Raw genomic sequence first — 21,118 nt, 5'->3', positions numbered from 1 at the left:
AGGTGGAGGAAATTCGGCGGTTAAATTGTGGTCAAACCAACATGGCGCATAATCTGGTTTTTATAATCAGCCCTTAACCTGCCCAATGAGGTACTCGGTGCTTGACCTGAAAACCTTGAATGGGTTCTACTACAAAAGACTACAATTCGACGCTCCTGGAATGTTCGAATCCTATTGGAGCGGGCAAAACACCGTCGCTAAAGGGCGAGTAGAAAATGGTTGAGATTGGGCTATGAAAGCCCGATTACCGTATTATGTATCGTTTATATCGACCACACCCAACCATGATGCCGGAGAATCAAGGTGATTCGTTAATGGTATTACATCGTGTAACCAGTGAGAATGGCGCACCGCGGTTGGTACTTGCCGGTAACTACACTCTGGCTAACCTTGGGCAGCGGTTGCATACGCTGCCCGCCGAATTGGTTGCGTATGCGGCCGACACCGAGTTACGGTGGGATTTGACCGGAATCGAGCAAATGGACGATGCCGGAGCGGTGCTGCTGTGGCGAGCGTGGGGCTCGCGCCGTCCTTCCCATTTATTGTTGCGGCCGGAGCACGAGAGATTATTTAACCGCATGAAGGAGGCGCCGGCCCCGTCCGCACCCGTTCCACGTGATTTGCTGTGGCCCATCACAAATCTCGGGAAGGCGTTTTTTTTGCTGTGGGAACATTTGACCGGTCTCGTTATGCTGATTGGTCAAATGCTGCTGGATGTAATATATCTGGCCGGTCACCCCGCTCATATTCCGTGGCGTGAGATTTCGGCAAATCTATACCGTACCGGCGCACAGGCGCTGGGTATCACCGCGCTGGTGGGATTTCTCATTGGGATCGTGCTGAGCTTCCTCTCCGCCAGGCAGTTGCAGACGTTTGGTGCCGACATATTCATCATCAATATCCTTGGCGTCAGCATTATTCGTGAACTCGGCCCCATGCTTGCCGCAATATTGGTGGCCGGACGGTCCGGTTCTTCCATGACCGCACAACTGGGCGTGATGAGGGTAACCGAAGAGCTGGATGCGTTGACTGTAATGGGGATACCTCACAGTCTGAGGCTAATCCTGCCAAAAGTGATGGCACTGGGGATAGCGATGCCGCTGGTCGTATTGTGGACCAGCGCCGTCGCGCTGGTGGGCGGAATGGTTGTTGCCGAAATTCAACTGGGACTCAGTTATCAATTTTTCCTGAATAAATTGCAGGACGTGGTGCCGGTTGCCAACTTATGGCTGGGGCTGGGCAAGGGCGTGGTGTGCGGTATGATGATTGCGCTGGTTTCGTGCCATTTCGGCTTGAGAATCAAATCCAATACCGAGAGCCTGGGCGAAGGCACCACAAATTCAGTCGTAACGGCGATCACTGTCGTGATTATTATTGATGCGATTTTCGCCGTTGTTTTTTCCAATGTTGGATTAAAGTAAGGCGATCTAATGACGAACGGCGAGTGCCTTATTGAGGTGGAAGGATTGCATACCCGCTTCGGTGACCACGTAGTACACGAAGATATTAATCTTTGCGTATATCGCGGGGAAGTGCTCGCACTGGTGGGAGGCTCCGGCAGTGGCAAGACTACCTTGATGCGGCAAATGCTGGGTCTGGAGATGCCGACGGAAGGTATTATTCGGGTTTGTGGCGAACCCCTGCATAGCCATGACCGTGAGAAATTGCAAGGCATGCGCAACCGCTGTGGAGTGTTGTTTCAAAAAGGCGCACTATTCAGCGCACTATCGGTGTTTGACAATATCGCGCTGCCGATGCGCGAGCTGCGCACAATGGACGAGAGCATGATATGCGATCTGGTCATGCTCAAACTGAAAATGGTGGATATCGCACCGGAGCATGCGAATAAGATGCCCGCTGAGCTTTCCGGCGGCATGATCAAACGCATAGCGCTGGCGCGGGCCATAGCCCTGGATCCGGACCTGCTGTTCCTGGACGAACCTACCGCCGGACTGGACCCGGAGCTTAGCGAGGGATTCGTCGAACTGATCCGGACAATGCGCACCGAGTTGACGCTCACCATTGTCATGGCGACGCATGATCTGGATACACTGGTGGCGCTTTCCGATCGCGTAGCCGTCCTGGCGGAACAGCGTATCGTGGCGCTGGGCAGTCTGCCGGAGGTTGTGGGTACAAATCATCCATTCGTTACAAACTTTTTCCGCGGTGAGCGTGGCCGGAAAGCGCTGGGATGTACCGGCGATGAGCCCGAAAGCATTTGCGACGTTTTATAGGGAGTTGTTATGGAAAACCGTGCCCATGCCCTGACGGCGGGTTTATTCGTAATTCTTCTGAGTGCGGCCATCGCAGTGGCTACGATGTGGTTCAGCGGAGGGACTGCCACGCGTGACAAATATCTGCTGGTATCGGAATTCCCCGTTAACGGACTTAACCCCCAGGCGGTGGTGCGTTATCGCGGGGTGAGTATCGGCAAGGTGGAGAGCATCCGTCTGGATCCAAAAACTCCGCATTTGATTCTAATTCGCATTGCTGTGGACCCAGACCTGGAGCTAACCAAAAATGTATACGCGCAGCTTGGCTATCAGGGCTTGACGGGGCTTGCGTTTGTGCAATTGAATGACGACGGCAAACAAGCTGAACGATTGCAGACCGACTCCGACAATCCCGCGCAGATTCCCTTTCGTCCCTCCGCACTGGATAGCATAGCCGAGTCAGGGCAACTCCTGCTCAGTAATGCAAATGGATTGATGGAGCGTCTGAATCTGCTGCTTAGCGATCAGAACCAGACCCGGTTTTCGCACATACTGGAGAATACCGAGGGTTTAACCGGCCGTTTGCGCGGCGCTGTCAGCCAACTGGAACCTGGACTCAAGTCCCTGCCTGGCCTGGCAGCCGACGCAAGTTCGGTATTGAAGCACACCGATCAGTTGATAATCGATCTTAACCAAATCACGGCAAAGATCAATCGGCAGGGAGGACCTGTCGACAGTCTGTCTCATACGGCAGGAGAACTGACCGACACCATGCATAAACTGCGTGAAGCTACCGAAGGCATCGCACGTAATTCCCGTAGCGTGGATCGCGTTCTGCTGCAACTGGAAGAGCAACCCCGAAGCTTACTGTTCGGCAGATCGCCACCGCCGCCGGGTCCGGGAGAGGATGGCTTTGTCTCACCCCAGGCATCCCCTCAGGGAATTTCCAAATGATAAAATTTTTATTTCCGGTTCTTGCAGTTCTGCTGCTTGCGGGATGCGCAACTCCCCGAGCTCAGACACCCACGGCGGTATATGACTTCGGCTTGGAGCGGCCATTCATTGCATCCGATTCCGCCGATACATCATCCAGCCCGCCACAGCTATTCGCGAGCCTGCTGGTAGCGGCGACCTCTCCCACGTGGCTGGATAACCCTGCGATCCAATATCGGCTGGCATATCATGATCCCGCGCGATCATATACCTATGCAAGCAGTCGCTGGGCGGCGGCACCCGCGACTTTGCTCACGCAGCGAGTCAAGGGTTACATTGCCGGTGTCAGTAATAAGGGAGTGGTAAGCGCCGGTGACGGCGTGCGGACGGACTACATGTTGCGCCTTGAACTGGAAGAATTCACCCAGATATTCGATACGCCCCATCAAAGCCGCGCTGTAATCAGATTACGTGCCAGCCTCATCGAGCGTAATACTCGTTCATTACTGGCACAGCGCAACTTCGGCACGGAACAGGCAGCGCCCACGCCCAACGCCGCAGGTGCGGTGCGCGGTCTGACCGAAGCAAGCGATAAGCTGATCGAAAATCTGGTTAACTGGCTTGGCGAGAAATTACCCGAGGAGACGAAAGCACTGCCGGAGAATCCTTGACCTTGACGATTTTTTATTTCAATGATCCAAATACTCTCTGCAGAACCTTGTTATCCTGACCCATCGGTTCATTACGAATGAGACGTTCCTCTTCCGCCATCATCAGATATAGCCCATCCAGCGTTTTTTGTGTAACGTAGCCTTCAATGTTTGCATATTTTTCCGCTATCAGGCCAAATTTTCCGCCTTTTCGGACAAAATCATTATATTTCTTGGCCAAATCCACTTGGTTTGTGGCGTTTTTCACAATAGGCAGGAATTCTTGAGTGAGTTCCTCTGAAGCGGTGTCGCGAAAATATTGGGTGGCCGCATCGTCACCCTCGGCAAGAATTTTCTTGGCATTCTCCACCGGCAACTTTTCCACTGTATCCACCATCAGCGTCCTGGCTTCAGCCGCTGCCACTTCTGCTACGCGGTTCATGGTGACGATCAAACCATCAACATGCTTGCTCGCACCTAAAGTTCGCATAACCCCTTCCAACTTTTGTAGCGTGCCGGGTAAGTAAATTTTGACTTTGGGATTATCAAGAAATCCGTTCGCGACGCCTAATCTGTCTACCGCCACATTGACACCTTGAGTAAGCGCCTGCTTCAAGCCATCAGCCGCATCGTCATCGGATAGCGCTTCAATTCCGGTGGCGAAGGCAGGCATGGAAACCAGAAACCAGGCAAAAATGACGGCAATGGTGCGCATGGTGCAACTCCTGTTGGACGCTTGGCTGATTAAGTGAACCGCTATCCTTGAATGAATCGCTATGCTACGCCCGCTTCATGCGCCTGCTGATCGGCATGGTAACTCGAGCGCACCATCGGACCACAGGCAGCGTTGCTATAACCCATCTCGATCGCCGCACGCTCGAATTCCTTGAATCCTTCCGGCGGCACATAGCGCAAAACAGGTAAATGTCCAATGCTGGGTTGCAGGTATTGGCCGATTGTGAGCATCTCGACATCATGTTTACGCAAATCGCGCATCACTTCAAGAATTTCCTCGTCAGTCTCTCCCAAGCCCAGCATTAACCCGGATTTTGTGGGAATGTCCGGGAAACGTGCCTTGAAGTCTTTCAGCAATTTGAGCGAATGCGCGTAATCAGCACCGGGGCGGCACTGTTTATAGAGGCGCGGCACTGTTTCGAGATTATGATTCAACACGTCAGGCGGGCAGGCGAATAATTTATCCAGCGCGACTTCCAGCCGTCCACGGAAATCCGGCACAAGAATTTCTATTTTTGTCCGCGGCGAGTGGGTGCGGACTTCACGTATGCAGTCCACGAAATGCTGCGCACCGCCATCACGCAGATCATCGCGGTCCACACTGGTTATGACGACGTATTTCAGCTTCATGGCTGCAATGGATTGCGCCAAATGCAAGGGTTCCTCGGCATCCGGTGGCGAGGGCTTGCCATGTGCCACATCGCAGAAAGGACAACGGCGTGTGCAAAGATCGCCCAATATCATGAAGGTGGCGGTACCTTTGCCAAAACATTCGCCGATATTGGGGCAGGAGGCTTCTTCGCACACGGTGTGCAGTTTTTGTTCCCGCAAAATTCTTTTGACTTCGTGGAATTCCTGACTATTGGACGAGCGTACCCGGATCCATGACGGTTTACGCAGCAACTCACTGTGCAATTGTGGTGCAATTTTGATGGGATTCCGTGCGGTTTTAGCCGCACCTTTCTGGCGAGTTTCAATTGTCATGGCAAAATAATCTCATTCCTCAATAACGGTACATTTAAATGATTATTTGTGTTGCAATATATGCTGTACCGATACTTTCCGTTTGTACTGCATCGGACTTTCCATTCTTCAAATCCCGAAAAGTCTCATTTGCAATTTACCGGCAAGTTCTCCGCTCAGCGTTTCCAGTCCGGCTGCCACCCCAAGATCTCTGGTCTGCGTTACCTGCAATCCCGAATAGCCGCAAGGATTAATTGCGGCAAACGGGCTCAAATCCATATCCACATTGAGAGCCAGACCATGGTAGCAATAGCCGTTCTTTATTTTCAACCCCAACGCCGCAATTTTTGCACCGTCTACATATACCCCTGGAGCATCCACACGGCCTTCGGCACCGATACGATAATCCCGCAGCAAGTCTACCACGGCACCCTCCATTCTTCTGACCAGCTCGCGTACGCCGAGTTTAAGGCGGCGCATGTCGAGCAACAGATACGCGACAATTTGACCGGGACCGTGATACGTAATCTGTCCGCCGCGATCTGTCCGGATCACGGTAATACCGTTGTTATGGAGCAGATGCTCCGGCTTGCCCGCAATGCCCTGGGTGTAAACCGGCGTATGCTGCAACAGCCAGATCTCATCAGGCGTATTCTCCGTGCGAGATGCTGTAAAGTCTTTCATCGCCTGCCAGGTGGAAAGATAGTCCGCCAGGCCGGAGTATCTTTGAACCTTCAATTCCGATCCCTGGCTTAATTCCACCGGCCTGATTCCAGGCATAAGATATCCATGCTCCAAAAGCATATCCGGAAAATTACTCAGAGTCCAAATCTCAGGATGCTCAAAGCGCCATGACCACCATGGGGTGAGCGCACAATTCTTGATATAACGCATCCAGTTGCTCACGGGAAATGGCGCGGACTGTGCAGGTTAGACTCAGATACGTATTCTTTCTGCTGAACTTGACCTCCAGGCTTGCCTCATCGAAATCCGGGGCGTGGCGCTTCACAATCATCAGCACCGCTCGGGTAAAATCTTGCCCGCCATGCTCCACCGGAATAGCGGTAATGGAATCATCCGCAAAAGGCAGGATGGCATTGCTTTTCTGGTAAACGGCCGGCTTGGCCGGTAAACCATCCACGCGCCCCATGATCTTGATGGGAAAATCACAGGGGTATTCGATTAAGGAGGGCTGCACGGAAGTCTCCATAGGCTGAGAACACTAATGGTTTCCTTCGAATGTTGAAGTACCACCCCGCATTACGGTGCTCTTGTAATTCTGATAGAGCTGGTGCAGCAGGGTGAACATCGCTCCCGGTCTACCGTCGCCCACTGATTTTCCGTCGAGACGAGTAATGGGCATGATCTCCTTGGTCGAAGATGTCAACAGAATTTCCTGGGCAGTACGCACCTCGTACTCGGACACCTCTCTCACTTCGTGCGGGATCTCATTGGCGGACGCAAGTTCAAGTACCACGTCATAAGTAATGCCAGGCAGCATCAAATGATTTTTTGGCGGAGCCAACAGTATTCCATCTTTTATCACAAAAATATTGCTCGCCGCGCCCTCAGTCATAAAGCCCTCCCGCAACAGCACTGTTTCTATCGCGCCTGCATCAACTGCCATCTGTCGCAATAACACATTGGGCAGTAAGGAAATTGCCTTGATATCGCAGCGGAGCCATCGGTTGTCGCTGGCTGTAATAGCGGCAACGCCGGTAGCGAGCCACTCTGCCGGCGGCGCCAGCAGCGGGTTACTCATGATGAATACCGTAGGCATAACACCCTTCGGAAAAGCATGATCACGCTTGGCTACGCCACGAGTAACGTGCAAGTATAGAGACTGATCATCGCTCTCGTTGCCAGCGATGATTCGTTCCAGCAAATGACTCCATTCCTTGTTGGAATGTGGATTTGACAAGCGAATGCCATCGAGGCTGTGCTGCAAGCGGTGCAGGTGCTCAGCCAGACGAAAGGGCTTGCGGGAATATACAGGGATCACTTCGTACACACCGTCACCAAAAATGAAGCCCCTGTCCAGCACGGGAATACGGGCTTCCTCGATAGGCATAAAATCACCGTTGAGATAAATCATGACGATCCTTGTATATAAAATCGGTAAGGGAGCGCATACGGTCTAATTAAATAACAACTGCATACTATCCCAGGCACGGCCAAAAAAATTTGCCGCACTCACAGTCTCCAATGCTACCAAAGGATGTTCTGCCATAGGCCTGTCATTGAGCGTGAATTTTACCACCCCCACTTTTTGTCCCGCACTGATGGGAGCAATCAAAGGCTGCTTGTATTCCATCCTGGCTTTCAGTTTATCGGCCTGGCCCTTGGGGAGCGAAAAATAAACGTCATAGCCAAACCCGGTCTTCAGCTTGTTCTGCGAACCCTTCCATAGCGGAATGGTAGTCACCTCGCGTTCTTTGTGATACAGATGCACGGTATCGTAGAACTGGAAACCGTGATTCAACAGGCGCTGACTTTCCATGGTACGCGTATTATCGGAGGCGGTTCCCATCACCACGGAAATCAACCGCCGATCGCCGCGTTTTGCGGAAGTAATCAGGCAATAGCCGGCGGCGTCAGTATGGCCCGTCTTGATACCGTCCACATTGGGATCTAGCCACAGCAGACGATTACGATTGGGCTGCGTGATCTTGTTGTATGTATACTCCCGCAACGAATAAAGCGGGTAGTATTCCGGAAAATTACGGATCATGGCCGCCGCCAGCAAAGCAAGATCTTCAGCGGTAGTGTAGTGATCAGGATGCGGCAGCCCGGTGGAATTGGCAAAGCGTGTGTTCTTCATGCCCAAACGTACCGCCTCCTTATTCATCAGCTGTACGAAAGCGCTCTCTGAACCGGCGATAGCTTCCGCCAGTGCTATGCAGGCGTCATTACCTGACTGCACGATCATGCCGCGCATTAATTCGTCAACCGTTACCGGCCTGTTGGGTTCAATGAACATGCGCGAACCTTGCGCGCGCCAGGCACGGTCGGACACCGTTACGGCTTGCGTCAACGTGATACGCTTCTGTTGCAGGGCTGAAAAGACAACGTGCGCCGTCATCAATTTGGTGAGCGATGCGGGTTCCACGCGCTCACGCACATTCAGGCTGGCTAAAGTCTGCCCGCTCTGAAAATCGGTGAGAATGTAGGATTTGGCGGCTACCGATAAAGGAGGTTGCGGCACCACATCATACTTGGTTTGCTGGGCGGCTACCGGGAGCACTGGGAGCATTACAAAGCACAGCAATAACGAGAATAAGCGTTTCATGGCAAACTGCAAAAAACGTTATTATATCCCAGCCACGTGGAACACGTACCGGCTGCAACAGCTATCTGCGTTACTGTTTGCCGCGGCACACGCTCAATCCGTCATTCCAACCCATTCGATACTGGGTATCGGTGGAGAAGCGGCGTTCGTCCTTGAATCCGTAGGAAGTTTTCTTGGCGGTTTCGCAGCCATCAATATAGCCATCCTTGAAGGCGGGTGAGTAGCCTGTAAGATTATAGGCGGGTCGTGTGCTTGGCGGCGGAGGTCCTGAAGGACGCTGACCCTGCCCTGTCGTTGCACAGCCCGTAATGATCATAACCAAAAAGATCGCCGTAATTAAACGCATCACTATCTCCCCCGTTTCCTGGAATTCGCCTGCGGCTCACCACGGTAAACCAACGGTCAGCCCATCAGTCAAAGTTATTCCGCGAAACAAATACCGCCGGTTGAAACTATCAGCGCCTGCGTCCACCTCCGAAGATGCCTCCCAAAACGCCCCGGAAGATCTCGCGGCCAACCTGCGAGCCGATTGAACGCGCCGCGCTTTTGGCAGCCGCATCGAGAATCCCCGGGTGTTGACCGCCCCGCGGTCCGGTTTTGCCGACAAGCATACCACCCAGCATGTCCATTATGCCGCCGCCCTGCTCAAGCTGAGTCTGTTGAGGCTGTGTTCTACTGCTTGCCTGTGGCGCTGCCTTACCCTCATCTTGACTGGTTGCGGTGCGGCTTTTGATTATTTCATAAGCCGATTCGCGATCCACTATCTGTTCATAATGTCCAAAAATAATAGACGATTTGATAATGGCCGCACGTTCCGCATCGGTGAGCGGGCCTATTCGCGAGGCTGGTGGATAAATGAATGCCCGCTCAACCATACAAGGGCGGCCCTTCTCGTCCAATAACGACACAAGTGCCTCGCCAACCGAGAGTTCCGTAATGGCCTTCTCGGTGTCGAAATCAGGATTGGCGCGCATGGTTTGCGCCGCCGACCTGACTGCTTTCTGGTCGCGCGGCGTAAACGCGCGCAAAGCATGTTGTACACGATTGCCAAGCTGACCCAAAACACTCTCGGGTACATCAAGCGGATTCTGTGTCACAAAATACACCCCGACCCCTTTGGAGCGTATCAATCGCACTACCTGCTCGATTTTCTCCAGCAGTGGGCGGGGTGCTTCGTTGAATAACAGATGGGCTTCATCAAAGAAGAATACCAGTTTAGGCTTCTCAGGATCGCCAATTTCCGGCAGGTGCTCGAATAGTTCGGACAATATCCACAGTAAGAACGTCGAGTACAATTTAGGCGAATTCATGAGCTTATCGGCGGCGAGAATATTGATCATTCCGCGACCCTGGCTGTCAGTTTGCATCAAATCGTTGATGTCGAGCATCGATTCACCAAAAAACTGACCGCCTCCCTGTTGGTCGATCTCAAGCAGCGAGCGCTGAATCGCACCGATCGAGGCAGCAGAGATATTGCCATATTCAACGGTAAAATTTTTCGCGTTCTCACCGATAAACTGCAACATCGCACGAAGATCTTTCATGTCAAGCAGCAAGAGGCCGTTATCGTCCGCGATTTTGAATACAAGCGTCAGCACACCCTGCTGTGTATCGTTCAGATTGAATAGCCGCCCGAGCAGCAGCGGTCCCATATCGGATATTGTTGCGCGTACCGGATGTCCGGATTTGCCATATATATCCCAGAACGTGGCTGGACACGCCGTCCACCGCGGTTCGTCGAGTTTGAGTTGCGCCAGCCGCTCCTCCATTTTTGGGGAACTCTTGCCCGGTGCGGCGAGCCCCGACAGGTCGCCCTTGACATCAGCCATGAATACCGGCACACCGATGGAGGAGAATTGTTCAGCCAATACCTGTAGCGTAACGGTCTTGCCGGTACCGGTCGCGCCGGTGATAAGTCCATGTCGATTGGCGAAACCAGGCAGCAACGCGATTGGATGACCGGAAGTTGCGATCAGTAGTGGTTCTGGCATAAATACCCCGTAGATCGTAGGTGGTTTAATGAAGCTTCACGATTGCATCAGCATGCCTGATTTGGCCTGACTTAGCGAATTCACCATAAAGAGGCTACGTGATGCAAAAAGTCCTTGTTGATCATAGCACCGAGCTGAGAAATGAGGGAAAAATAAGCGATCAACTGCCGGATTCAGATCCGATATTTTACTTTTTCCTTATCCGGCCCAACTCGCAATCTCCAGCAGTAAGAGCAGCAGAAGCCACAGCACCAGCGTGCGCCAGATCAAGCCGACGGTACTTTGCAGAAAATCCATGTCAGCTTCTTCGCCCACGCCTAATTCCGGGCGGTGGTACTGCCCGGCGTGCTCCCGCAACGAATCTCCCAGGCGAACTCCAAGCGCGCCGGCCCCACTGGCGAGAATAATGCCCTCGGCTTGGTCAATCCACGAAGCAGCTTGTGCGCGCCAGCAATAAACCGCATCCTCAAAATTGCCGGCAATGGCGAAACTCACGGCGGTTGACCTTGCCGGTATCCAGTCTATAACCTCGAACGCCTTGGTCGCGAAATGGCCAAACGCGTCCGGTGCTTGCTCCGCCCGGCTGCCCCAACGCTCACTCAATAATTCCGCGAGACGATAGAGCACCGGACCCAGTGGCCCTGGCAGAACAACAAAGCAGACAATGATAGCGAATACATAGCGATGCGCATGAATCAGCCCCAATTCGATCGTGTTCCGCGCAATTTCCTGGCTGCCGAGTTCATCCACCGGTACGCCGCACCATCCCCTCAACAACCTGCGGGCCAGAAGTAGATCCCCATTCCTGAGCGCATCCTTGATCTCAGTGAATAAATCACCAAATTGACGAAATCCGATGGTGAGATAAAGTATTACCACATTCCATGCCCACGCCAGCAGCGGGCTGAGGTTATACAAGAGATAATAGATCCATCCCGTGAGTATCAGTACCGGAACCACTGCGACGATCCAGGCGGCAACGCCATGACGGCGCGCCCCGGTATTGAAGTAGCGTTCCAGCGCGTCAGCATAGGAGAGAAACAGCAAGACGATGCGGTTTCGATCTCCGCTGGGACGCCATTGCTCCAGCAGAAGAGCAAAAATTAGCGAAGATAAGGTCATTGCGAAAGGGCCATGATTGTCTTTGTCAACCCGATTTCAGCACCGATTTCAGCAGCTTGCCCATTTCCGCCGGATTGCGTGTCGTTCTGATCCCGCACGCTTCCATTACGGCAAGCTTTTCCTGCGCCGTGCCCCTGCCGCCGGAGATAACTGCTCCCGCGTGTCCCATGCGCCTGCCCGGTGGCGCGGTTACGCCCGCGATGAAACCCACCACTGGCTTCTTCATATTGTCCCTGACCCAACGGGCGCAATCCTCCTCATCGGAACCGCCGATTTCACCTACCATTAAAACCGCATCCGTTTCATCATCGTCGTTGAATAGCTTCATGACATCCAGATGCTTCAATCCATTCACGGGGTCGCCGCCAATGCCGATACAAGTGGATTGTCCCAGTCCCTGCTCCATCAATTGCGCCACTGCTTCATATGTCAGGGTGCCGGAGCGCGACACCACGCCGATACGTCCCTTCTTGTGAATATGGCCAGGCATGATACCAATCTTGATTTCGTCGGGCGTGATAATACCGGGACAATTAGGGCCGATCAGCCGGGTTTTTCGCTCCCGCATGTTGTGGCAGGTGCGCAACATGTCGCGAACCGGGATACCCTCGGTAATACAGACAACCAGATCCAGTTCTGCATCCACTGCCTCGTCAATCGCGGCAGCGGCAAATGGCGGTGGCACATAGATCACCGAGACCGTCGCCCCGGTCGCCTGCTTCGCTTCTCTCACGGTGGCATAAACCGGGATACCTTCGAAATCCTCACCCGCCTTCTTCGGATTTACCCCGGCAACAAAACAATTCTTTCCATTGGCGTAGTCGCGGCACATGCGGGTATGAAATTGCCCGGTCTTGCCGGTAATGCCCTGCGTCATTACCCGGGTGTTCCGGTTAATCAGGATCGCCATAACTATACGCCCCCTTCCGCCGGTGCCGATACCCTGGTTGATGCCTCGGTCAATTGGGTCGTCACCTCTGATACCAAACCGGCCGCTCTCACGGCCTTCTCCGCAGCATCCGCCATATTACCCGCCGAAATGATCGGCAGGCCGGATTCGGCGAGAATCCTTTTGCCCAGATCCGCATTAGTGCCTTCAAGGCGCACCACCAGCGGAACATTCAGCTTCACTTCCCGCGCCGCGGCAACCACACCCTCGGCGATCACATCACATTTCATGATGCCGCCAAATATATTGACCAGTATGGCCTTCAATTGCGGGTTACGCAGCATCAACTTGAACGCCTCTGTCACCTTCTCGGCGGTCGCGCCCCCGCCCACATCGAGAAAGTTGGCAGGGCTTCCGCCATAGAGCTTGATGATATCCATGGTTGCCATCGCCAGGCCCGCGCCATTCACCAGGCAGCCGATATTGCCATCCAGCGAAATATAGGAGAGATCATATTTAGACGCCTCGATCTCCGCCGGGTCTTCCTCGTCAAGATCACGCAAGGCGGCAATCTCAGGATGACGAAACAGTGCGTTGTCGTCAAAATTCATTTTTGCATCGAGCGCAACGACATGATTATCAGCGGTGAGTATCAGCGGATTGATTTCGACCAGGGACGCATCGGTGCTGTCAAATGCCTGGTATAAACCCTGCAAAAGGGTGCGCGCTTCCGCAGCGGCGGATTCCGGAAAACCGATCTTGCGTACGATGTCGTCAGTGTCATACGCACTGAGCCCAGTCATGGGGTCGATAAACACCTTGTGAATTTTTTCAGGCGTCCTGGTGGCGACTTCCTCGATATCCATGCCACCTTCCGAACTCGCCATCAGACAAACGCGCCGGCTGCCCCGATCCACCACCAGGCCGACGTAAAGCTCGTTTCTGATCTCGGCGCCCCGCTCGATAAAAAGCCGTCGCACAACCTGACCCTGAGGGCCGGTCTGATGCGTAACAAGCGTCATTCCCAGTATTTTCCCGGCAAATTGCTTCACTTCATCGAGTGACTTTGCCACTTTCACGCCACCCCCCTTGCCGCGCCCACCGGCATGGATTTGCGCCTTGACCGCCCACACATCGCCACCCAGCTTTCTGGCGGCATCCATCGCCTCCTCTACGCTGAAACAGGCAATCCCTTCGGGTGTGGCGATGCCGAACTCACGCAAAATCTTTTTAGCCTGATATTCGTGGATTTTCATGGTCCCTCCGGCGATTCGGAAAATGAAGTATAGCGTAATAACTTTACAGCGTTACCGACAGAAGAAATGGTTTCCCAGTTAACCGTATGGGTTCTTGAACGGATGGCACTGAAAGTGGGACAACTGGCGTGATATTCGAGTTTATCCACCCATGGTCACTAGGGCCTGTTAACACTTATAGCACACGCGCCCAGCTCGGACACACCGCGTGCGGAATAACAACAGGCTCGTTGGCTTACTGGCTATCGCCTTCATTCATGAGTTTAAAGTCAATAGGCGTGCAATCACCTACCATCACGCTGCTTTTATATATTGACGGGCCACCTTTGCTGACAAGAATAGAAAACCTGGCTGCCCCGCTGTTTTCTTTAAAAAACGAATAGATTTGAGACTCTCCGGAGTCATGATAATGAATCAGAAAGGCTGCCTCTGTTTCGTTACGGCGAAGCGGAAACACCTTTGCGCCATCCTGAGTTGTCGAATGATTCCGCGCGGTGGAATCAATGAAAATAATATCGAAATCATCCTTTCCAAACTTCCGCAGGGTAAAAGCGCCTTTCGGTACAGTATCCATCTTCCAGTCACTGTCTTCCTTAGACAACACGCCCATGTGCGCAAAATAGGCATGGCCCGCGGGGTTTATGCATGTCGTTACCTGTTGAGCAAAGAGGATGGCGGGTAACATTGATAACGGGAAAAATAGTAACGCTTGAATGGTTAAAAGGGTGCGCATAAATTTAACTGGACAGGCCGAGCCTTCCCCGTCAAGCAGATAGTTCAAAAATAGGGATTCTAAAGCAATAATTTTATTTGGCCCTATTTCTCATAACGGTTATTTTTGCGCTTTTTTGGATGCAGGGTCTTTTCTTTCGGCTCCCAATTTTTCGCGCGGCCCAGCGCCTCGTTCCAGCATCCGCGGAGTTCGGTCGCGCGGGCGCGCGGCATCCTGGGTTCGAAAACTCTCTTGACCTGCCAATGCGCGGCGATCGAGGCAGTGTTTTGCCAAAAGCCGACCGCGAGTCCCGCGAAATAAGCGGCGCCCAGCGCAGTCGTCTCAACCACTGCAGGGCGCACCACGGGTACACCAAGCAGGTCAGCCTGGAATTGCATCATCGGTTCACTGCGCGACGCGCCACCGTCGACGCGCAGCTCCGTAAAGGGCTTACCGGTGTCCGCGTGCATCGCATCGATCAGATCCGCGACCTGGAAAGCAACACCTTCAAGTGCGGCGCGCGCGATATGCGCGGCACGGGTGTCACGCGTGAGGCCGATTATCAACCCGCGCGCGTAGGGGTCCCAATGAGGGGCGCCAAGTCCGGTGAAGGCCGGGACAAGAACTACGCCACCGCTATCCGGTACCGATGCCGCCAGCATGTCCGCCTCCTGCGCGGAACGCACGAGTTGCAGCCCGTCGCGCAGCCATTGCACAATCGCGCCACCGATGAAGACACCACCTTCCAGCGCAAACTCCTGTTTTTCACCGATTTTCCACGCTGCCGTGGTAAGCAGGCGCTGCTTGGACGCGACCGGCTTGGCACCGATATTCTGTAACAGGAAACAACCGGTACCGTAGGTGTTCTTCGCCAGCCCGGGCTGTACGCATAGCTGCCCGAAAAGAGCCGCCTGCTGGTCACCTGCCGCGCCCGCTACCACGATATGTGCAAGGCCGGGCACAGCATTGATTGCGCCATACACTTCGCTCGAGGAGCGCACCTCGGGCAGCATGCTCTCCGGGATGCGGAAAAGCTTGAGCAGATCCTTATCCCACGCGCCGGTGTGGAGGTTGAACAGCATCGTTCGCGATGCGTTGCTCACGTCGGTGACGTGCACCTTACCGCTAGTCAGTTTCCAGATGAGCCACGTTTCCACCGTGCCGCAGATGAGCTTACCCGCCTCCGCTTGAGTGCGCGCATCGGGGACATTATCGAGAATCCAGGCGATCTTTGTTGCGGAAAAGTACGGGTCGAGGATCAATCCGGTGAGTTTCTGAATCGTTCCATCATGGCCCGCAGCGCGCAACTCATCGCACATTCCGGCAGTGCGGCGGTCCTGCCAGACGATAGCGTTGTACACAGGGTTGCCGGTTTCCCGATCCCACACGATGCTGGTCTCGCGCTGATTGGCAATACCGGCGCCAACGACGTCGCGCGGCCCAATATGCGCGCGATCCAGCGCTTCCATGGCTACCGCTATTTGAGTGAGCCAAATCTCCTGCGGGTCGTGTTCGACCCAGCTGGGCTGGGGAAAAATCTGGCGTATTTCCTTTTGCGCAATGGCACGGATCTGACCATCGTGATCGAAGATAATGGCGCGCACACTGGTCGTACCGGCATCGAGGGCGAGGATGTAGCGCATGCTATTAAGACTCTGACCAGATTCAGATTACGGTGACGAATAGGTTCTGTCGGGTTAACTTGCCGATCCTGCCCGGCAGGCAAATGCTCGCACGGGCGCGATATGCAGCGGTGGATCCTATCCTGAAGCGTGCCCGCTCGAAGAGGCGGCGAAAGTCAGTTTCTGGCATTTCACCGCTGATAACCGCCAATTACATTCATGCGTCAGCTTCCAAGCAGAGTGATGCCGAGCGCATTTCCAGCGACCCGAAGTTCCTGATCGAGCGTAGCCAACGGTAGCTCAAGACGCTGAGCCAATTCCAAGTAGGCTGCATCATATAGGGTAAGCCGGTAACGTTCGGCTAGCCGCATCGTTATCGTCCAAGCCTGATCAGCGGTTTCTTGATCGAGACTAACAGGCAAATCGCGCAAGAACCCCGCAAGCTGATGACGCTGCGTGCCATCTAACCGGCCTCGTCGCTCAGCCATGGTTAGAGCATTAAGAACTTCCAACGGCCAAAGCGCCGGCGCGGTGGCCCCGGTTTCAGTAATTTGATCTAGTAGTGCAAGAGTCGCGAGAGTACGTTCATCCTCGAAACACCAGGTCAAAGCCACCGAACTATCGAGGACCAGACTCATGGACGTCCTTCATTAACGAGATCCTTGATGTTGAGGCCATTCAAAGTTACCCCTTGACTCGCCTCAAGCAGACCACGCGCAGCTTGGCGTGCTCTCGCGCGATTAAAGCCAGGCTCAGCCGGAACCAATCGTGCCACAGCTTTACCATGTCGGGTGATAAGAACTTCTTCACCCCCCTCGACCCAATCAAGCAGAGTGCCCAGCTTATTTTTTGCTTCGAACGCTCCAATCTCACGCATAATATGCCTCTATAATCTAGATTAAGTCTAGCTTTTAGTATATACCCAAATTTAAACCCGCCCTAAAATAACGAAGTAGGAACCAGAAAATGATATTTATCTCTGTTGATCCTCACTTTGATATTCCTATCATTTCAATTACAAACAGTCAGTTATCCAAATAAACGTAGTTCGCGCATTTACTGGCCACTTTACTGCGTTCGCAGTGAGTGGGGTGAATAGCCCCTACCGCCGCATCTGGACGCCTCAAAGACCACGTATAGCCCCTGATAACCTGCATACATGGGTTGCGCCGAAGCTTTCCCAGCGTAGATTGGAGCAAGCCGGGATCGAATTTTTGCCGGTGCAAGCGGGTTATGCGTGACAAACCGAGCATGGTCGTTTGCTAATCCCCCCAAGACGGGGAAGTCTTGGAAGGTGATTTTCCATTGACCAGCTCGAATCCCCTTTCATGCATGCAGGCCAATACATAATCATCAACATAACTCAACCAAACGGCAGTCCAGGCGTCTGCGTAATTATCCTTATCGGCCTTATTCTTTGCCACAACTCGACATTCGTTTAGCGCCGTCATGTAACCTACCTTTTCTCCTCCACGGGTATATTCTCCGTAGTAAGAGGATGGAGTCGTCGAACATCCATATAGCCCCACGAGCAACAGAACTACAATTATTCTCACCTTTTTGGCTCCTATTGAATAACAGACTGTAGTGGTCAAGTAATTTCAGACACCAGGATAGGTGGTATTGCTGCCATTTCTCGTTCGTAAGCAGCGGGCGTTGGATAGCCCAGTTTTGAGTGCAATCGGACGCAACTATAAAAACCAACGATATATCCGGTAATATCGAGTTGGCCTTCGCCATGATTGGCATAATCACGTTGCCATACATGCTCCATTTTCAAATTCGGAAAGAAGCGTTCCATCACGGCATTGACGCTCCTGATGCCTGCTATTCCAGACTGGCATATTAACTGCCGCGATCCGAATGGAGCAGCAACCCAGGCGCAGGCTCGTGCGAATTCCGGCTCAAACTGGACACGCATTCCACGGCAAACTGGACGGTAAAATTAAGATGTCGCGGTACGCGGGATAACCGTGACAACCTCGGAGATTTCTCCGGAGAGCCACGGGCCAACAACTGGTTAGCCATGCGCAAGATTACAGAAACACTCCGGCTACATCACGAATGCGGTCGCTCCAACCGGGATATTTCCCACACTGCCGGAGCGTCGCCGACCCCAGTTTGCGATTCTCTTCGCCGCGCCAGGGCGGCTAACCTACTTCTCCCAATTTTATAGCCAAACCATCATGCCCATTTCGAAGGGGTGCGTCAGCAATGGATGAGAAGGATAAACACGAATGTAATATTCCAGTTTTCCGCATAAATCCGGGGTAAGATTCAACGTAAACTGATGCTCACCCGATTCTTCAATACCGGAAAACTCAAACTTGAAGTGTTTGAAATCGCATAGCTTGCTCTTTTTGAACTGACGGCAAATCAGCAGTTCCACCACCACATCCTCAGGCTGCAAGCCGTTCAGTCTCACCGCGACATCGAAGTACAACGCCTCGCCAAAACTAATACGCTTGCCTGGTGTGTCCAGGCGGCGTATCGATACGCCACGCCACGCCTTTCTCACAAAAGCCTTCCAGGCGGCGATTTTTTTTGCGCCGCTGAAATCTTTATCGGCGTAAAGCGCGCCCTGCCTGCTGGCCGGCACATAAAAATTTTTGGCGTACTCACCCACCATGCGTGCAGCGTTGTATCGCGGCAGCAACGACATCATCGAGTTTTTGGCCATTTTTACCCACTCCGGCGAGTAACCGAATTTATCGCGGCTGTAATAAAGCGGCACTACGTGATCTTGTAGCGTTTCGTAGAAATCCCTGCTCTCTTCCTTGTCGCGTAACGATGGAGCCATATTCTCCGGCCCCGGCTTGATAGCCCAGCCATTCTTGCCGTTATAGCCTTCTCCCCACCAGCCGTCGAGGACACTCAGGTTAATCGTCCCGTTTATACCCGCTTTCATTCCCGAGGTACCGCTGGCTTCCAGAGGATATACGGGGCTGTTAAGCCACACATCCACTCCCGCCACCAGCCGGCGGGCAAGGCGGAGATCATAGCCCTCGACCAGCAGAAGCTGCCCCTCGAATTCGGGACGCTGTGCAATCTGGCTGACGCGCCGGATCAAATCCTGCCCCGGTACATCGGCAGGATGTGCTTTACCCGCAAAAATCATCAACACTGGCCGTTCTTGATGAATCACAATTCTCCGCAGCCAGTCAAGATCTTCGAACAACAGCGCGGCGCGTTTATAAGTAGCGAAGCGGCGGGCAAAGCCGAGTGTCAGAATATTTGGATTAATGGGATCAGTGAATCTGAGCAAGCGATCAAGATGCGCTTCAGAGCCATGATTGCGCGAATTCTGTACGGCAAGACGGGCGCGTATGCCGTAGAGCATTTGCGATTTCAACGTTTGCCGCACGCTCCAGAACAAATGATCAGGGATAGTCTCTATACGCGACCAATATTCAGGATCGGTTATATTGGTGCGCCACTCATAGCCGAGATAGCGATCGAATAAATCAGACCATTCCTGCGCCAGAAAAGTTGGCACATGAACACCGTTCGTGATGTACGCCATCGGATTCTCTTCCGGCTCGATCTGAGCCCATAAATCTTTGCAGATACGCGCAGATACGTTGCCATGTATCTTGCTTACGCCATTGTGGAAGCGCGAACCGTGAATGGCGAGGGCTGTCATGTTGAAGTCGTTGCTGCCTGGTACACGGCCCAATGAAATAAGTTCCTCGCGAGTGATCTTCAGGTCTTGGCAGAATCCCTCAAAATATGCCGATATCATATCATCGCCAAAATAATCATGTCCCGCCGGGACTGCGGTATGAGTGGTAAATACGGTATTTGCCGCAACCGCCTCCAGCGCACTGGCGAAATCCAGACCATGCTGCACCAGATTACGCATGCGCTCCAGCATCATGAATGCCGCATGCCCCTCGTTGATATGCCATACCGTCGGTGTTATTCCGATATCTCGCAGTGCACGGGCACCACCAACGCCGAGTATTATTTCCTGCTCGATGCGCATGATCCTGTCGCCGCCATAGAGTTGATGAGTGATATCACGATCGCCCATTGAGTTTTCCGGCAGATCAGTATCAAGCAAATAGAGCGTAACGTGACCGATTTTAGCCCGCCAGACCTTCACCACCACCTTGCGGTGCGGCAATTCCACCTCGATGCGTACTTCTGAACCGTTCTCATGCAATACGGGTACTACCGGCAGATCCTCGAAATCCGAGTCGGTATAGGTGACCTGCTGGTTCCCATGATTATCGATAGTCTGGAAAAAATATCCTTGACGATAGAGTAACCCGACACCGATCAATGGCAAGCGCAAATCACTCGCTGCCTTGCAATGGTCGCCGGCCAGAATGCCAAGACCTCCGGAATAAATTGGAAAACTCTCGTGGAATCCAAATTCGAAACAAAAATAGGCTACTTGATCATTTGGCTGAAAACCTCCGCCGCTATCAGGGTGTGCCGGCCCCGACTGATAGGAATCATAGGCAGATATTATGCTGTTGTAATTAGCCATGAACACCGGATCTTCTGCCGCTTTCAGCAGTATCGATTCGTCCACACGCTTGAGAAAAGCCTTCGGATTATGCCCCACTGCTCCCCAGAGTCCGGGATGCAGGCGCGAAAACAGCGAGCGCGTGGAGCGATCCCAGCTGTACCAGAGGTCATTGGCAAGCTCCTCAAGGCGCGCCAGACGAAGGGGGATTTTTGGATTGACAGCAATAGTGAAAACGGTGCCGGAAGACATGCGTGATTTCCTTGAAA

The 21,118-nt window shown here is 53.2% G+C and carries 20 protein-coding genes and 1 pseudogene; 4 read left to right on the top strand and 17 right to left on the bottom strand.

The genetic code is table 11. The annotated features are described in order from the left end of the window. The first annotated feature begins 314 nt into the window (after window positions 1-314). Genes BLR00_RS06010 through BLR00_RS05995 form a run of 4 tightly spaced genes read left to right on the top strand, consistent with a single transcriptional unit; the run spans window position 315 to window position 3,817 of the window. The gene (locus tag BLR00_RS06010) at window positions 315-1,421 is read left to right on the top strand and encodes an MlaE family ABC transporter permease (RefSeq protein ID WP_256324062.1); all 1,107 of its coding nucleotides are present in this window, start codon (window positions 315-317) and stop codon (window positions 1,419-1,421) included. Window positions 1,422-1,430: 9 nt separating this feature from the next. Then, window positions 1,431-2,234 (top strand): ABC transporter ATP-binding protein, encoded by an 804-nt coding sequence (locus BLR00_RS06005; protein WP_074631527.1) that lies wholly within the window; start codon window positions 1,431-1,433, stop codon window positions 2,232-2,234. Between the two features lie 9 nt (window positions 2,235-2,243). Continuing rightward, entirely contained in the window at window positions 2,244-3,167 is a 924-nt protein-coding gene (locus BLR00_RS06000) for an MlaD family protein (protein ID WP_074631525.1), read from the top strand. After that, window positions 3,164-3,817 carry an ABC-type transport auxiliary lipoprotein family protein gene (locus BLR00_RS05995; protein ID WP_074631522.1) on the top strand — a complete coding sequence of 218 codons (654 nt, stop codon included), beginning with the start codon at window positions 3,164-3,166 and terminating at the stop codon, window positions 3,815-3,817. Before BLR00_RS06000 ends, BLR00_RS05995 begins: the two co-directional genes overlap by 4 nt. A gap of 13 nt (window positions 3,818-3,830) precedes the next feature. On the opposite strand, the gene BLR00_RS05990 is transcribed toward BLR00_RS05995, so the two are convergent. The 17 genes and pseudogenes from BLR00_RS05990 to glgP form a co-directional block, all read right to left on the bottom strand. Then, complete coding sequence (locus BLR00_RS05990) at window positions 3,831-4,511, bottom strand: DUF4197 domain-containing protein (RefSeq protein ID WP_074631520.1); 681 nt, start codon at window positions 4,509-4,511, stop codon at window positions 3,831-3,833. Between the two features lie 59 nt (window positions 4,512-4,570). Continuing rightward, entirely contained in the window at window positions 4,571-5,515 is a 945-nt protein-coding gene (lipA, locus tag BLR00_RS05985; protein ID WP_074631517.1) for a lipoyl synthase, read from the bottom strand. A 108-nt stretch (window positions 5,516-5,623) separates the two neighbouring features. Further along, the gene (lipB, locus tag BLR00_RS05980) at window positions 5,624-6,274 is read right to left on the bottom strand and encodes a lipoyl(octanoyl) transferase LipB (RefSeq protein WP_074631515.1); all 651 of its coding nucleotides are present in this window, start codon (window positions 6,272-6,274) and stop codon (window positions 5,624-5,626) included. A gap of 61 nt (window positions 6,275-6,335) precedes the next feature. Further along, window positions 6,336-6,704, bottom strand: coding sequence for a YbeD family protein (locus BLR00_RS05975; RefSeq protein WP_074631513.1), 369 nt, complete (start codon window positions 6,702-6,704; stop codon window positions 6,336-6,338). Window positions 6,705-6,716: 12 nt separating this feature from the next. Next, window positions 6,717-7,589 carry a D-amino acid aminotransferase gene (locus BLR00_RS05970; protein WP_074631510.1) on the bottom strand — a complete coding sequence of 291 codons (873 nt, stop codon included), beginning with the start codon at window positions 7,587-7,589 and terminating at the stop codon, window positions 6,717-6,719. A gap of 42 nt (window positions 7,590-7,631) precedes the next feature. Further along, entirely contained in the window at window positions 7,632-8,783 is a 1,152-nt protein-coding gene (locus BLR00_RS05965) for a D-alanyl-D-alanine carboxypeptidase family protein (RefSeq protein WP_074631507.1), read from the bottom strand. Window positions 8,784-8,853: 70 nt separating this feature from the next. Then, window positions 8,854-9,129: a hypothetical protein gene (locus BLR00_RS05960; protein ID WP_074631505.1), complete on the bottom strand. Its 276-nt coding sequence runs from the start codon at window positions 9,127-9,129 to the stop codon at window positions 8,854-8,856. A gap of 109 nt (window positions 9,130-9,238) precedes the next feature. Then, window positions 9,239-10,774: a helicase HerA-like C-terminal domain-containing protein gene (locus BLR00_RS05955; protein WP_074631503.1), complete on the bottom strand. Its 1,536-nt coding sequence runs from the start codon at window positions 10,772-10,774 to the stop codon at window positions 9,239-9,241. A 198-nt stretch (window positions 10,775-10,972) separates the two neighbouring features. Further along, window positions 10,973-11,896 (bottom strand): CobD/CbiB family protein, encoded by a 924-nt coding sequence (locus tag BLR00_RS05950; protein WP_074631501.1) that lies wholly within the window; start codon window positions 11,894-11,896, stop codon window positions 10,973-10,975. 25 nt (window positions 11,897-11,921) lie between these two features. Next, the gene (sucD, locus tag BLR00_RS05945; RefSeq protein WP_074631499.1) at window positions 11,922-12,806 is read right to left on the bottom strand and encodes a succinate--CoA ligase subunit alpha; all 885 of its coding nucleotides are present in this window, start codon (window positions 12,804-12,806) and stop codon (window positions 11,922-11,924) included. 2 nt (window positions 12,807-12,808) lie between these two features. Next, window positions 12,809-14,041 (bottom strand): ADP-forming succinate--CoA ligase subunit beta, encoded by a 1,233-nt coding sequence (sucC, locus tag BLR00_RS05940; RefSeq protein ID WP_074631497.1) that lies wholly within the window; start codon window positions 14,039-14,041, stop codon window positions 12,809-12,811. Window positions 14,042-14,276: 235 nt separating this feature from the next. Beyond that, a complete protein-coding gene (locus tag BLR00_RS05935) occupies window positions 14,277-14,822 on the bottom strand; it encodes a hypothetical protein (RefSeq protein WP_143007625.1) in 546 nt (181 codons plus the stop codon). 35 nt (window positions 14,823-14,857) lie between these two features. Then, complete coding sequence (gene glpK, locus BLR00_RS05930) at window positions 14,858-16,396, bottom strand: glycerol kinase GlpK (protein WP_074631495.1); 1,539 nt, start codon at window positions 16,394-16,396, stop codon at window positions 14,858-14,860. 203 nt (window positions 16,397-16,599) lie between these two features. Further along, window positions 16,600-17,013 carry a type II toxin-antitoxin system VapC family toxin gene (locus tag BLR00_RS05925; RefSeq protein ID WP_074631493.1) on the bottom strand — a complete coding sequence of 138 codons (414 nt, stop codon included), beginning with the start codon at window positions 17,011-17,013 and terminating at the stop codon, window positions 16,600-16,602. Next, window positions 17,010-17,252 carry a type II toxin-antitoxin system Phd/YefM family antitoxin gene (locus BLR00_RS05920; protein WP_074631491.1) on the bottom strand — a complete coding sequence of 81 codons (243 nt, stop codon included), beginning with the start codon at window positions 17,250-17,252 and terminating at the stop codon, window positions 17,010-17,012. Before BLR00_RS05920 ends, BLR00_RS05925 begins: the two co-directional genes overlap by 4 nt. 714 nt (window positions 17,253-17,966) lie before the next feature. Further along, a pseudogene (locus BLR00_RS05910) lies at window positions 17,967-18,191 on the bottom strand (IS3 family transposase); the annotation flags it as partial. Window positions 18,192-18,545: 354 nt separating this feature from the next. Continuing rightward, a complete protein-coding gene (glgP, locus tag BLR00_RS05905; protein ID WP_074631485.1) occupies window positions 18,546-21,101 on the bottom strand; it encodes an alpha-glucan family phosphorylase in 2,556 nt (851 codons plus the stop codon). Between the last annotated feature and the right edge of the window lie 17 nt (window positions 21,102-21,118).

Origin of the sequence: Nitrosospira multiformis (assembly GCF_900103165.1) — a bacterium.
GTDB classification, from domain to species: Bacteria; Pseudomonadota; Gammaproteobacteria; order Burkholderiales; family Nitrosomonadaceae; genus Nitrosospira; species Nitrosospira multiformis_D.
The sequence above is the reverse complement of the archived record's forward strand: the minus strand, read 5'-3'. Positions and strand labels throughout refer to the sequence as shown.

What these genes read in the sequence shown, in the direction of transcription:
- sucD (WP_074631499.1), bottom strand. Translation starts at nt 12,806, where the DNA reads ATGGCGATCCTGATTAACCGGAACACCCGGGTAATGACGCAGGGCATT.
- BLR00_RS05975 (WP_074631513.1), bottom strand. Translation starts at nt 6,704, where the DNA reads ATGGAGACTTCCGTGCAGCCCTCCTTAATCGAATACCCCTGTGATTTT.
- lipB (WP_074631515.1), bottom strand. Translation starts at nt 6,274, where the DNA reads ATGCCTGGAATCAGGCCGGTGGAATTAAGCCAGGGATCGGAATTGAAG.
- lipA (WP_074631517.1), bottom strand. Translation starts at nt 5,515, where the DNA reads ATGACAATTGAAACTCGCCAGAAAGGTGCGGCTAAAACCGCACGGAAT.
- BLR00_RS06010 (WP_256324062.1), top strand. Translation starts at nt 315, where the DNA reads ATGGTATTACATCGTGTAACCAGTGAGAATGGCGCACCGCGGTTGGTA.
- BLR00_RS05955 (WP_074631503.1), bottom strand. Translation starts at nt 10,774, where the DNA reads ATGCCAGAACCACTACTGATCGCAACTTCCGGTCATCCAATCGCGTTG.
- BLR00_RS05965 (WP_074631507.1), bottom strand. Translation starts at nt 8,783, where the DNA reads ATGAAACGCTTATTCTCGTTATTGCTGTGCTTTGTAATGCTCCCAGTG.
- BLR00_RS05995 (WP_074631522.1), top strand. Translation starts at nt 3,164, where the DNA reads ATGATAAAATTTTTATTTCCGGTTCTTGCAGTTCTGCTGCTTGCGGGA.
- glpK (WP_074631495.1), bottom strand. Translation starts at nt 16,396, where the DNA reads ATGCGCTACATCCTCGCCCTCGATGCCGGTACGACCAGTGTGCGCGCC.
- BLR00_RS06000 (WP_074631525.1), top strand. Translation starts at nt 2,244, where the DNA reads ATGGAAAACCGTGCCCATGCCCTGACGGCGGGTTTATTCGTAATTCTT.
- BLR00_RS05960 (WP_074631505.1), bottom strand. Translation starts at nt 9,129, where the DNA reads ATGCGTTTAATTACGGCGATCTTTTTGGTTATGATCATTACGGGCTGT.
- BLR00_RS05990 (WP_074631520.1), bottom strand. Translation starts at nt 4,511, where the DNA reads ATGCGCACCATTGCCGTCATTTTTGCCTGGTTTCTGGTTTCCATGCCT.
- BLR00_RS05970 (WP_074631510.1), bottom strand. Translation starts at nt 7,589, where the DNA reads ATGATTTATCTCAACGGTGATTTTATGCCTATCGAGGAAGCCCGTATT.
- BLR00_RS05950 (WP_074631501.1), bottom strand. Translation starts at nt 11,896, where the DNA reads ATGACCTTATCTTCGCTAATTTTTGCTCTTCTGCTGGAGCAATGGCGT.
- glgP (WP_074631485.1), bottom strand. Translation starts at nt 21,101, where the DNA reads ATGTCTTCCGGCACCGTTTTCACTATTGCTGTCAATCCAAAAATCCCC.
- sucC (WP_074631497.1), bottom strand. Translation starts at nt 14,041, where the DNA reads ATGAAAATCCACGAATATCAGGCTAAAAAGATTTTGCGTGAGTTCGGC.
- BLR00_RS05925 (WP_074631493.1), bottom strand. Translation starts at nt 17,013, where the DNA reads ATGAGTCTGGTCCTCGATAGTTCGGTGGCTTTGACCTGGTGTTTCGAG.
- BLR00_RS05920 (WP_074631491.1), bottom strand. Translation starts at nt 17,252, where the DNA reads ATGCGTGAGATTGGAGCGTTCGAAGCAAAAAATAAGCTGGGCACTCTG.
- BLR00_RS06005 (WP_074631527.1), top strand. Translation starts at nt 1,431, where the DNA reads ATGACGAACGGCGAGTGCCTTATTGAGGTGGAAGGATTGCATACCCGC.